Origin of the sequence: Mesonia oceanica (assembly GCF_902499555.1) — a bacterium.
GTDB lineage: Bacteria > Bacteroidota > Bacteroidia > Flavobacteriales > Flavobacteriaceae > Mesonia > Mesonia oceanica.
On the sequence record NZ_CABVMM010000012.1, the window covers coordinates 135,633 to 147,892 of the forward strand.

Annotated in this window: 16 protein-coding genes; 9 read left to right on the top strand and 7 right to left on the bottom strand. The window is 33.9% G+C overall.

Annotated elements, in window-relative coordinates; all coding sequences use genetic code 11:
* The 5 genes from FVB9532_RS15015 to FVB9532_RS15035 form a co-directional block, all read right to left on the bottom strand.
* Positions 1–747 carry a rhomboid family intramembrane serine protease gene (locus FVB9532_RS15015; protein ID WP_150545996.1) on the bottom strand — a complete coding sequence of 249 codons (747 nt, stop codon included), beginning with the start codon at positions 745–747 and terminating at the stop codon, positions 1–3.
* On the bottom strand, positions 748–2,619 hold the full coding sequence (mutL, locus tag FVB9532_RS15020; protein ID WP_150545997.1) for a DNA mismatch repair endonuclease MutL: 1,872 nt from the start codon (positions 2,617–2,619) through the stop codon (positions 748–750).
* Positions 2,619–2,909 (bottom strand): riboflavin synthase subunit beta, encoded by a 291-nt coding sequence (locus FVB9532_RS15025; protein WP_150545998.1) that lies wholly within the window; start codon positions 2,907–2,909, stop codon positions 2,619–2,621. The genes mutL and FVB9532_RS15025 overlap by 1 nt, the downstream gene beginning before the upstream one ends.
* Before the next feature lie 78 nt (positions 2,910–2,987).
* On the bottom strand, positions 2,988–3,494 hold the full coding sequence (ribH, locus tag FVB9532_RS15030; protein ID WP_150545999.1) for a 6,7-dimethyl-8-ribityllumazine synthase: 507 nt from the start codon (positions 3,492–3,494) through the stop codon (positions 2,988–2,990).
* On the bottom strand, positions 3,494–4,285 hold the full coding sequence (locus FVB9532_RS15035) for a tetratricopeptide repeat protein (RefSeq protein ID WP_150546000.1): 792 nt from the start codon (positions 4,283–4,285) through the stop codon (positions 3,494–3,496). The genes ribH and FVB9532_RS15035 overlap by 1 nt, the downstream gene beginning before the upstream one ends.
* Positions 4,286–4,435: 150 nt before the next feature.
* Here FVB9532_RS15035 and recF point away from each other — a divergent pair, with 150 nt between their 5' ends.
* The 4 genes from recF (at position 4,436) to FVB9532_RS15055 (ending at position 6,875) form a co-directional block, all read left to right on the top strand.
* Complete coding sequence (recF, locus tag FVB9532_RS15040; protein ID WP_150546001.1) at positions 4,436–5,518, top strand: DNA replication/repair protein RecF; 1,083 nt, start codon at positions 4,436–4,438, stop codon at positions 5,516–5,518.
* A gap of 78 nt (positions 5,519–5,596) precedes the next feature.
* On the top strand, positions 5,597–6,022 hold the full coding sequence (locus tag FVB9532_RS15045; RefSeq protein ID WP_150546002.1) for a hypothetical protein: 426 nt from the start codon (positions 5,597–5,599) through the stop codon (positions 6,020–6,022).
* Positions 6,009–6,302 (top strand): DciA family protein, encoded by a 294-nt coding sequence (locus FVB9532_RS15050; protein WP_150546003.1) that lies wholly within the window; start codon positions 6,009–6,011, stop codon positions 6,300–6,302. Before FVB9532_RS15045 ends, FVB9532_RS15050 begins: the two co-directional genes overlap by 14 nt.
* Positions 6,303–6,875, top strand: coding sequence for a hypothetical protein (locus FVB9532_RS15055; protein WP_150546004.1), 573 nt, complete (start codon positions 6,303–6,305; stop codon positions 6,873–6,875). It begins immediately after the preceding gene.
* A gap of 68 nt (positions 6,876–6,943) precedes the next feature.
* Here the strand turns inward: FVB9532_RS15055 and FVB9532_RS15060 are convergent, their stop codons facing one another.
* A complete protein-coding gene (locus FVB9532_RS15060; RefSeq protein ID WP_150546005.1) occupies positions 6,944–7,363 on the bottom strand; it encodes a nucleoside-diphosphate kinase in 420 nt (139 codons plus the stop codon).
* Between the two features lie 115 nt (positions 7,364–7,478).
* Here FVB9532_RS15060 and FVB9532_RS15065 point away from each other — a divergent pair, with 115 nt between their 5' ends.
* Genes FVB9532_RS15065 through FVB9532_RS15075 form a run of 3 tightly spaced genes read left to right on the top strand, consistent with a single transcriptional unit; the run spans position 7,479 to position 10,123 of the window.
* Entirely contained in the window at positions 7,479–8,501 is a 1,023-nt protein-coding gene (locus FVB9532_RS15065) for a DHH family phosphoesterase (protein WP_150546006.1), read from the top strand.
* Positions 8,491–9,057 carry a gliding motility-associated peptidyl-prolyl isomerase GldI gene (gene gldI, locus FVB9532_RS15070; RefSeq protein WP_150546007.1) on the top strand — a complete coding sequence of 189 codons (567 nt, stop codon included), beginning with the start codon at positions 8,491–8,493 and terminating at the stop codon, positions 9,055–9,057. The genes FVB9532_RS15065 and gldI overlap by 11 nt, the downstream gene beginning before the upstream one ends.
* A gap of 10 nt (positions 9,058–9,067) precedes the next feature.
* On the top strand, positions 9,068–10,123 hold the full coding sequence (locus FVB9532_RS15075; RefSeq protein ID WP_150546008.1) for a peptidylprolyl isomerase: 1,056 nt from the start codon (positions 9,068–9,070) through the stop codon (positions 10,121–10,123).
* 80 nt (positions 10,124–10,203) lie between these two features.
* Here FVB9532_RS15075 and FVB9532_RS15080 read toward each other — a convergent pair whose 3' ends face one another.
* A complete protein-coding gene (locus tag FVB9532_RS15080) occupies positions 10,204–10,389 on the bottom strand; it encodes a CsbD family protein (RefSeq protein ID WP_150546009.1) in 186 nt (61 codons plus the stop codon).
* Positions 10,390–10,446: 57 nt separating this feature from the next.
* Here FVB9532_RS15080 and FVB9532_RS15085 point away from each other — a divergent pair, with 57 nt between their 5' ends.
* Entirely contained in the window at positions 10,447–11,604 is a 1,158-nt protein-coding gene (locus FVB9532_RS15085) for an esterase-like activity of phytase family protein (protein ID WP_150546010.1), read from the top strand.
* A 65-nt stretch (positions 11,605–11,669) separates the two neighbouring features.
* Positions 11,670–12,236, top strand: coding sequence for a SixA phosphatase family protein (locus tag FVB9532_RS15090; RefSeq protein WP_150546011.1), 567 nt, complete (start codon positions 11,670–11,672; stop codon positions 12,234–12,236).
* Positions 12,237–12,260 lie beyond the last annotated feature (24 nt).

Sequence of the window (12,260 nt, forward strand, 5' to 3'; positions counted from 1 at the left end):
TTAATTCCAGCGATTAAATTGATTCTTTTTCCAATAATACATCGTAATAAAACCGATCACCGCTCCTCCAATATGCGCCCAATAAGCCGTATTAGATGGACCAAATAAACTTGTTCCTGTTACCGCTGAATATACATTGATTAAAAAATATCCTCCAATTAAATATTTGGCCTTAATAGGAATAGGAATAAATATTATATATAAAGGCAAATTAGGATAAATCACTGCAAAAGCGGCCAATACTCCAAAAATAGCTCCCGAAGCACCGACCATTGGTGTAATATAGACATCGGTAAGTTGCTTTACTGTTTCTTGAGAAACGCCAGGAATAAACTGATACTGATTAGTCCTTACGGCTCGATCAAGACTTTCAAAAATAGTATTTGAATCTACACCTGCATCTATACAAGCTTGATAAGCCGAATTAAATTGTAAATAAGTAAACAAAATCTGAAGTCCTGCAGCTGCTAAACCCGATGAAAAATATAAAAACAGAAACCTATTTTGACCTATAGACTGTTCCAGAACACTTCCAAACATATATAAAGCAAACATATTAAAGAAAATATGCGAAACACTTGCGTGCATAAACATATGGGTCACCACCTGCCAAATACCAAAATTTGGATTTTCAGGAAACCAAAGCGCTAACATTTTAATGGCATAATCACCCAAAAACTGACTTCCTACAAAAAATATAATATTTGCTATTAAAAGTACTTTTACCGTTTCTGTTATTCTCCCCATTTACATCAATTTTTTTTCTAAATCGCCTACCGATAGCGTAGTAAATATCTTTCGGTTACTCGGTGTTACATTAGGCTCTTTACAAGCAAAAAGACCATTTACAATCGCAATCTGTTCTACCGTATCTAAAACCGCGCCTGTTTTTATAGCCATACTTTTTGCCAAAGATTTTGCCAATAAGTCAGTTTGTTTAAAACCGCTTTCGGGAATTTCATTTTCAAAATCTGCCAATAGCTGTTCTATTAAAATAGAAACTTCACTCTCTGAAATTAAATTTGGTATCCCTTTAATTTCTATTTCATGTTCTTCTATTCTTGAAAACAAAAAACCTGTTTGCTCTAAAGATTCCTTTAACTCGCTAAGCATTGCGGTTTCCTGTTTCGAAAATTGCAATACTAACGGAAACAATAATTGCTGACTAATTGCTGCCGTCACTGTAATGCTTTTCAAAAGTTCTTCATACAAAATACGGGTATGGGCTCGATGCTGATCGATCACCAATAAACCGGATTTTAAAGAACTAATAATATATTTTTTCTGAAGTTGAAACGTATTAGCCGATTCAGATTTCTTATCATCTTCAAATAACTTGCCTGTAACTTCTTCACTTTCGAATTCTATATTAGCAAAATCGGTTTCTTTTTCGTTTTCAAAACCTGTAGTATATAAAGCTTCCCAAGAACCTTCATTTTTCTTCGGAAAGGAACTACTAAAACTTTTCCCTCCGGAAGTATTTTTTTCTCTTTTTGAAAAGTTTTGCTCACTTTCAAAAGGATTGAAATTTCGATCGACTTCAATCGTAGGATTAGAAATGGGCTTTTCTTTATAATCGTAAGGTGTATCTAAATTGGAATCACGCTCAAAATCCAATACCGGTGCTACATTAAACTGACCTAAACTATGTTTTATTGCACTTCTTAAAATGGCATACAACGAATGTTCATCGTCAAATTTAATTTCAGTTTTAGTGGGATGAATGTTAATATCAATGCGTTTCGGGTCGATATCCAAATACAAAAAGTAGGATGGATAGGATTTGTCTTTTAAAAGTCCTTCAAAAGCAGCAGTTACCGCATGATTTAAATATGGACTTTTAATAAAGCGGTTATTAACAAAGAAAAACTGTTCTCCTTTCGATTTTTTAGCAAACTCCGGTTTTCCCACAAAACCTTCCACTTTAGCTATTTCTGTTTCTTCTTGAACAGGAACTAACTTCTCATTGGTTTTTCCTCCAAAAATATTAACTATGCGTTGCCTAAAATTAGTAGCGGGAAGCTGAAAAATCTCACTTCCGTTATGGTGAAGCGAAAATGCTATCTGCGGATGCGCCAAAGCCACGCGCTGAAATTCATCAATAATATGTCGGGTTTCTACACTATTCGACTTTAAAAAATTCCGGCGTGCCGGAATATTAAAAAACAGATTTTTCACACTCACTACAGTTCCGGTGGGTGTAACACAAGGTTCTTGTAATTCTACTTTACTACCATTGATTTTTATCTCGGTTCCCAGTTCGGCTTCCGGCTGTTTTGATTTTAAATCTACATGAGCAATAGCTGCAATTGATGCTAAAGCTTCTCCACGGAAACCTTTTGTTTTTAGTTGAAATAAATCTTCAGCTAATTTTATTTTAGAAGTAGCATGACGCTCAAAGCTCAAACGAGCATCGGTTTCACTCATCCCCTTTCCGTTATCAGAAACTTGAATTAGTGTTTTTCCTGCGTCTTTTATAAGTAAGTTAATAGAGGTTGCTTCTGCATCTATTGCATTTTCAAGTAATTCTTTCACCACCGAAGCCGGCCGCTGAACTACTTCTCCTGCAGCGATTTGGTTAGCAACATGATCTGGAAGTAATTGTATGATGTCTGCCATTAATTCCCTAAGAAAATTGATAAATCGAAATCGATGATGAATAGAAAAATTAAAATAAGAATCAATGCGATATAAAGAATTCTTCTATTGGTATCTTTATCTGATTCGTCTTTAAGTTCTGACCAAGCAGACTTAAAACGCGCCACAACCCCACCGGGGCTTTGGCCAACGGTTTTTCGATACCTGTCGAATTTAGATTCTATTTTATAAGGATTGCCCTCGCCTTTATCGTCAAAATAGCGTGGACTGTAACTAAATTTCTTGTTCTTTTTTTGTTTCAAAATTCCCATAACCCGATATTATTTCAAAGTTACTAAAATCAAAAACAATGCCGAGCTAAAGAACCGAATTTTGTTAACAGGAAGTGATTAACCTTTGTAAAAATTAGCGTCTTTACGTAATTGAGCCATTTTTATTGCCGCAATCGCTGCTTCAGCACCTTTATTGCCATGAATACCTCCACTACGCTCTATAGATTGTTGCTTGGTATTATCGGTTAACACACAAAAAATTACTGGAATATCTGACTGAACATTTAAGTCTTTAATGCCTTGGGTAACGCCTTCACAAACAAAATCGAAATGTTTAGTTTCTCCTTGAATCACGTTGCCTACTGCCACAATAGCATCTAGCATTTCAAAAGATTGTTGCATTTTTTTACAGCCGTAAATCAATTCGAAACTTCCGGGCACATTCCACCTTACGATGTTTTCTTTTAAAACTCCGTTATCCATCCAAGCATCAAAAGCACCTTGAAAAAGATTTTCGGTGATGTCGTCATTCCATTCTGAAACAACAATCCCAAACCGAAAATCTTTCGCGTTTGGGATTGTATTTTTATCGTAATGTGATAGGTTTTTACCTGCTGTAGCCATTATTTAAGTGCTTTTGCCTCCCCCATATAAACAGCAACTTTTTCAGCCTCGGGAGCATCGGCATATTCATCTTCAATCTTTGTTAAGTATTCTTCTGCTTTAGCACCTTTCTTTAATTCTATGGCGGTGATAGCTGCTTTTAATAAGAATTTAGGCGTAGTAAAACTATTGCTTCTCATATTAGCCGCACTTTCGTAATAGCCTAAAGCTTCTTCAGGTTGCTCTAATTGCATAAAAGCATCACCAATAGCTCCTTTTGCTAATGGGGCTAAAATTTCATCTTCACTAGAAAAATTCTCTAAATGCTCAATCGCCTTATCGTATTTTCCGGTGTTTAAGTAAGCCATCCCTGCATAATATTGTGCTTGGTTAGCTGCGCTTGTTCCTCCGTAATTATCGATAATATCAATAAAGCCATATTTACCATTACCACCGGTAAGTGATAAATTGTATAAAGAGTCCTGAACTTTACCAGAAGCGTCTAGAGCATTCTCAAAATAGATTTGAGATTGAGCAATTTCGTTAGCTGCTTCATCCTGTTTTGGTTGGTTCACAAATTTCTGATAACCAATATATCCAAAAACAGCTATAACCACTACTCCAATAAAAATGAAGATTCCTTTTTGGTTAGATGCTACCCACTCTTCTGTCTTATTAGCGGTTTCATCTAAATTTTCGAAAACCTCCTGTGTAGTAGATTCACCTTCTACATAGGCTTTTTCATCTTCATTAATATCTTCTTGTTCTTTTTCAGATTTTGGCTTGTAGCCTCTTTTCTTATATGTTGCCATAGAATTTCGCTTAATTGATGCGCAAAAATAAAATTTTTATTTATATATAAAAGATAATTTTTTTGTTATTTTTCAATACTTTGCAGTCGCAAGATAGACAAATTTTAACAATCACATCAACTTTTAAAAAACACTGTTTACCAATACTTTATGCATTTAAAAAACCTTTCTTTAATTAATTACAAGAATTTTGAAACAGCTAATTTTGAATTTGACACAAAAATAAATTGCTTGGTAGGTTTTAATGGTGTTGGAAAAACAAACATTTTAGACAGTATTTATCATTTGGCTTACGGAAAAAGTTATTTTAATCCGGTTACAGGTCAAAACATCAATCACGATGCCGATTTCTTCGTAGTAGATGGTGAGTTTGAAAAATTAGAACGTCAGGAAAAAATTGTAGTCAGTGCCAAAAAAGGGCAGAAAAAAATCATAAAGAGAAATGGGAAGGCTTATGAGAAATTTAGTGAGCATATAGGGTTAATCCCTGTAGTCATTATTTCTCCTGCAGATCGAGACCTTATCGTTGAAGGTAGCGAAACGCGCAGAAAGTTTATGGATAGTATTATCTCTCAAAATGATAAACGCTACCTTGATTTATTGGTAAAATATAACAAAACCCTTTCGCAACGAAATTCATTATTAAAATATTTTGCCGCCAATCATACGTTTGATGAAGCGACTTTAAGTATTTACAATGAACAGATGAATGAAATGGGAAAAGTAATTCATCAAAAAAGAATAGAATTTTTAGAAATCTTCAAACCTATTTTTGAGCAACGCTACCAAAGCATCAGCAACGATAAAGAAACGGTAAACCTAAAGTATAAAAGTCAGTTGTTTGAAAATGAACTTTCAAATTTACTCGCTCAAAATCTTCAAAAAGATCGGGCTTTACAATATACCAGCGTCGGAACGCATAAGGATGATTTAATTTTAAAAATTGAAGGACATCCGGTAAAAAAATTTGGTTCACAAGGGCAACAAAAATCTTTTTTAATTGCTTTAAAATTGGCTCAATACGATTTTATGAAAAATCAAAGTAAAGTGAACCCCATTTTACTTCTAGATGATATTTTTGATAAATTAGATGAAAATCGTGTAGCACAAATTGTAGATTTGGTAACAAAAGACGATTTAGGTCAATTGTTTATTAGTGACACGCATGCAGAACGTACTGAAAATGTAGTAAAAGCGAATGCTGAACAATACAAAATGATACCTTTGAAATAATTTTCAATACAATTTTTTCGCTATTGCTTAAAAATGATTAAAATAAACTTTTTTAAAATTTAAATGAAAAACTAACTTATGAAACTTAAACTGTTCCTTTTCTTAATTTGTTTTGGAAGTTTACTAGGCTGTCAAGGAATTCAAGAAGAAGACCTTTCTCAATTAAACGGCTATTGGGAAATTAAAAATGTAGAAAAACCTAATGGTAAGGAGCTTCAATATAAATTTAATGAAACCGTAGATTTCTTAAAAATCGATGGAAAGAAAGGCATTCGCAAAAAATTAAAACCAACTTTAGAGGGTAAATACATTACGATTGGAACAATAGAGACCTTTACCATTACTAAAGAAGGAGAAAAATTTGTTTTTCATTATAAAACCGAAATGGACGAATGGCAAGAAACACTGCTAGAACTTGACGAAGATAGTTTTCAAGTAAAAAACGATCGTGATATTACCTATACTTACCAACGGTTTAAAGGATATTTAGATGGCACGGAATGATGAACTCCAAAGTTTAAGCGAAGTTTTAAAAAGCTTTGTGAATGAAAACCGCTTACAAAAAGGTTTAGATAAGGTAAATGTAAAAGACATTTGGCAACAACAAATGGGGCCGGCTATTAATAAATACACCTCTTCAATCCAGTTGAATAATGATACGCTATATGTTTCTCTAAGTTCTTCCGTACTCCGAGAAGAATTAAGTTATGGCAAAGAAAAAATCATTAAGATGATGAATGAGGAATTAGGAAAGGAATTAGTAAAGAAATTAGTTTTTAGATAAATGAAAAAACATCTCCTATTTATACTTAGCATTTTAGCTATTAGCTATTCCAATGCTCAAGACACTCAAAAAAACTCAGCAAGCGTTGAAGAATCCATAGTTGGAGTTCAATTAGGAATAATTGGAGTCTCCGGTTTCTATGAAGCTAAACTAGCCAATAATTGGACATTAAGAGGAGAATTGGGTTTATCCGGAAATTTAACTATTGTCGTAGACGGCGATAATGATTTTTATGCTCAACCAGAAATAGCTTTTTCACCTCGTTATTATTATAATTTAAAAAGAAGAGCAAAACAAGGAAAAAATATTGCGAACAACAGCGCGAATTTTTTAACCTTATCTAATAGGTATAATCCAGATTGGTTTTCAGTTTTTAATGATAACGATAGAAATCTATCATCAAGTTTATCAAGTATTCTAATGTGGGGGCTTAGAAGAAGCTATGGTAAACATTTTCATTTAGAATTTGCCGCAGGACTTGGCTATTATAAAGAAATTGACTTAAAACCGTATATGAAAGACGATTCCGGGGTTTACCCAGCATTAGATTTTAGGATAGGTTATCAATTTTAACTCTTTTACCAAAACAAAAAACCCGTTAGATTTCTCTAACGGGTTTTTTAAATTATAAGGTAATTTAATTAAAAATGCTCTCTTCCTGCAAAGTGGAAAGCTGCTTCAATTTCTGCATTTTCATCACTATCACTTCCATGAACCGCATTTTCTCCAAGAGAAGTTGCATATTTTTTTCTAATGGTTCCTTCAGCCGCATCTTCAGGATTGGTAGCTCCAATTAAAGTTCTGAAGTCTTCCACTGCATTTTCTTTTTCAAGAACAGCAGCCACTATAGGTCCGCGGGTCATAAATTCTACTAATTCACCAAAAAACGGACGCTCTTTATGTACAGCGTAAAATTCTTCAGCGTCTCTAGTAGTCATTTGGGTTAGTTTCATTGCAACGATTCTAAATCCAGAAGCGGTAATTTGTTCTAAAATTGCTCCAATATGGCCATTCTCAACCGCATCAGGCTTAATCATTGTAAAAGTTCTATTTCCTGCCATGGTAATCTTTTTAAATTTTGCTGCAAAAATAAGCAAAACATCTGCAAAACCTAAACTTATAGGGCTTTAATAAAACTAAAAAGAAATTTATATATAAATTGTATCTTCGTGGGCTATGAATTCAACCGAAATAAAAGAACTAAAATCACTATTGGCACAACCCAAAAAAATAGTGATTATTCCGCATAAAAATCCAGATGGTGATGCTATTGGCTCAACCTTGGGTTTGTATCATTATCTAAAAAGTCAAAACCACGAGGCAGTAGTGGTAACTCCTAACGATTATCCCGATTTTTTAAAATGGGTTCCCGGCGAAAAGGAAATTGTCAATTTTGAGCAAAAAAACGATCAGGCTAAAAAGTTTATTAGCGAAGCTGAGCTTATTTTCACGTTAGACTTCAATCACTTTTCGCGTACCGGTCAAGTTGAAGAAATCCTCAACAATACCAACACTACTTATGTCATGATAGACCATCATCAGCAACCTGATGATTATGCTAAATTTACCTATAGTGATGTAAGTTGTTCTTCTACCTGCGAAATGGTTTATCATTTTTTAGGGATGTTAGAAGCTACAGCGCAGATTACTCCTGAAATTGCCAGTTGTTTGTATTTGGGAATTATGACCGACACCGGATCTTTCCGATTTCCTTCTACCACGAGTACTACCCATCGTGTGATTGCAGATTTAATTGATAAAGGGGCAAAGAACAGTGAAATTCATCAGCAAACTTTTGATACCAATTCCTACAACAGGATGCAATTATTGGGAGTGGCTTTAAATAATATGAAAATTTTACCTCACTATCATACCGCCTACATTACTTTATCACAAAAAGAACTGGACGATCACAATTTTAAAAAGGGAGATACCGAAGGTTTCGTCAATTATAGCCTTGGGATAAAAGGAATAATTTTTGCCGCAATATTTATAGAAAATGAAGCCGAAAAAATTATTAAAATATCGTTACGTTCTAAGGGAGATTTTAATGTAAATGAATTTGCCCGAAAGCATTTTGAGGGTGGCGGACATATTAACGCGGCCGGAGGAAGAAGCTTGATGAGTTTGGAAGAAACCCAACAACATTTTGAGGAACTGCTATCCAATTATGAAAAAGAACTGAATTATGAAGATTAAATTTTTAAGTCTAATTATTATAGCTGCTACACTTTTTAGCTGCAAAACTCCAGAACCACGAAAACCTGTTTCACGCTCTTCCGGCTCTTTTATAAAAGAATCTATAAAAAGAAACCAGAAATTGGTTGCCAAAGAAGAAAAAAGGATTTCAGAAATTATTCAAAAAGATTCCATTCATAATTATATTTCTTCCACTAATGGTTTTTGGTATTATTACAATACTAAAATTGAAAAAGATACGCTTACCCCTGATTTTGGAGATTTAGTTAACTTTGAATATGATATTTCTACCTTAGAAGGAACTCCTATTTACAGCAGGAAAGAAATGGGAGGAAGGGAATATAAAATAGACCAAGAAAATGTATTTAATGGTTTACGCCAAGGTTTAAAATTAATGAAAGAAGGAGAAACAGTTACCTTTTTATTTCCTTCGCACAAAGCCTTTGGTTATTATGGCGATACTCAAAAAATTGGTAGGAATGTACCTATACGTTCTACCATTACTTTAAATAAAATCACGGAAAGTGATTCCCTAACTAAAAATAATTTAAACTAGAATTAAAACCATGAAAAAACAAACATTAATCCTGCTTTTCGCAGTTGTTTTAAGTGCTTTTGCTTGTCAAAAACAGGCTTATCCAGATTTAGGAGACGGTCTTTATGCCGAATTTAAAACTAACAAAGGTACTTTTGTTACTGAACTCTTTTACAAAGCCGCTCCCTTAACAGTAGCTAATTTTGTTTCATTAGCAGAAGGAACCAATGAAAATGTAGATTCTACCTACAAAGGTAAAAAATACTATAACGGACTTACCTTTCACAGAGTTGTCAAAGATTTTATGATTCAAGGAGGAGATCCACAAGGAACTGGCCAAGGTGGACCGGGATATAAATTCCCAGATGAGTTTAACGATACGCTTGTTCACGATTCTAAAGGAATACTTTCTATGGCTAATGCCGGACCGGGAACTAACGGAAGTCAGTTTTTTATTACTTTAAAACCAACTCCTTTTTTAAACAACAAGCATTCTGTGTTTGGTGAAGTAGTAAAAGGTCAAGATGTGGTAGATTCTATTGGAAATATAGAAGTAGCTCAACGAAGTAAACCTACAGAAGATGTAGTGATGGAAGAAGTGAACATTATTAGAAAAGGAAAAGACGCCAAATCTTTTGATGCCCCTATGGTTTTTAAACAGGAAATCAATAAAGAGGAAGAAAGAAAAGCTGCCAAAAAAGCCGAATTAGAAAATGAATTGAATAATCTAGGCGAAGGTTATGAAAAAACAGAAAGCGGTTTACGTTATAAAATAATGGAAACCAATGAAGAAGGTGAATCTCCCAAACGTGGACAAAATGTAAAAGTTCATTACACCGGTACTTTAACCGATGGTACTAAATTTGACTCTTCGTATGATAGAGATCAGCCCATTGAATTTCCTGTAGGAACCGGACGTGTAATTCCAGGATGGGACGAAGGGATTATGTTGCTAAAAACAGGTGAAAAAGCACGTTTCATCATTCCTCCATATTTAGGTTACGGAGAACGTGGGGCTGGTGGCGGACTTATTCCTTCAAATGCTATTCTAATTTTTGATGTTGAATTAGTTAGTGTTGGAAAATAAGTACATAAGATAGAATAAAAAGAAAACCCTCATCAATTTGATGGGGGTTTTCTCTCTTTCATAGCAATCTTGAAGGTTTCTTATAAACTTTCAATTTCCTTTTTCAATTCTTCCTTAGATTTTCCTGTTTTCTCTTGTAGGCGACCAAGCATCTCATCGAATTTTCCTTCTGAAAAAGTTACATCATCATCAGACACTTCTCCATACTTTTGCTTAAATTTCCCTTTTACTTGGTTCCATTTTCCTTCTAATTCCATCTTGTTCATAGTTTTTTGTTTTAGTGGTTTTACAATAGTAAATTTACGCCTAAATAACCTCCTGCTATGCTAAAGGATTCCCATTTTTCTCTTAATGCTTTGTTATTTTATTGTTTTCAAAAATTTAAGCCTCTTTCTTTAATTATTTTATGTTGTGCTTTATGGAGTTGTGGGGCAGGAAAAGCGTCCAAATCGGCAATTATTCAATTCAATTACTTAGATGATTATATTATCCCGGAAAATTTATATTTTGAAAACACGGAGATAGGCGGACTTAGCGGAATCGATTTTGATGGTGAAAACTATTATGTGGTTTGCGATAATTCTTCCAAGCCAAGATTTTATCAAATTCAAATCAAAACCCATCAGGAAAAAATTGATACGATAATTTTTGATAAGCTTATTCAACTTCAACATAAAAGTGATTTTATAAAAAAGAATAAATTCGACTTAGAATCAATATTGTTTAATGCTGAAAAAAATCAATTTGTTTTAAGTAGTGAAGGTTCCATAAAAAATAAGAAAAATCCTTCCATAATTACTGTCGATGCTGAAGGTAATTATCTTTCTCATTACCCACTTCCCTCCTATTTTAAAGTTGAAGGAAAGCAGCAACCAAGGAGTAACCGAGTTTTTGAAAGCCTATCCCACGCAATCCATAAAAAAGGAATATGGACGGCTACTGAATTTCCGTTAACCGAAGACGGCCCTAAACCTAAACTCTATCGAACAAAATCACCGGTAAGGTTCACCTTTTTCAATGAAAAACAAGAAGCAGAATTTCAGTTTTCTTATTTATTAGCTCCTATTCAAAAAATTCCTTACCTCCCCTTTTCTATTAATGGAGTAACCGATATCTTAGAAATTGCCCCAAAACAATTTTTAGTGCTGGAGCGGGCTTTTTCTGCCGGAAGGGGAAACAGAACTTATTCGGGTTTATTATTTCTAGCAGATGCGTCTAAAGCTACCAACACTTTGGATGTGGAACATTTGAAAGGAAAAATGAAAAAAGAAATTCGACCGGCAGAAAAAAAATTGGTATTCAACTTTAAACAAATTAGAAAAAAACTTCAAGGAAAAAGAATTGATAATTTGGAAGGAATTTGTTTTGGTCCCAAGCTTCCCAATGGCAATTCTACTATTTTTGTGATCTCTGATAATAACTTTAATAGTTTTGCGCCTCACCTCAATCAAGTAATTTGGTTAGAAATGGTTTGGAAATAATTTAAGTTTCCTTTAATGAGAAGTTGCCAACTAATGGTTAACTTTAGTTCAACTAAAAATAAAAAATGAAATATTTATCCTGTATTATCGTATTGTGCTGCTTAGTAAGTTGTAAGGAGCAACAAAAGGAAAAAGAGAAAGAAGAAGAAATGGCCACTATGGAAGCAGATATTGATTTTAAACCTACAGATACGACGGTTTATTACTTTATAAGACACGCTGAAAAAAACCGAAAAGCCAATACCAACGATCCTCATTTATTATCGGTTGGAATGCGACGTGCCAACCATTGGGCAAAAGTGCTAAAAGATAAAGATATTGAAATGGTTTACAGCACCAATTACCAGCGAACCCTTGAAACTGCTCGCCCTACTGCTGAGCAAGCCAATGTGAAAATCGAACTTTATAAAGCCAACCACTTATATAGTAAAGACTTTCAGGAAAAAACCGCAGGAAAAAATGTGTTGATTGTTGGACATCAAGATACCACACCTCAATTCATCAATAAAATTTTAAAGAAAAAGAAATATAAACGAATTGCCGATGATGAAAATTCAGAATTATATACGGTAACTATTTATCCTAATGGCGAGAAAACGAGTAAGGTAAAAAAATACCCACTAGCGGAATAGGCTTTTCCTTTCGTCATAATTTGA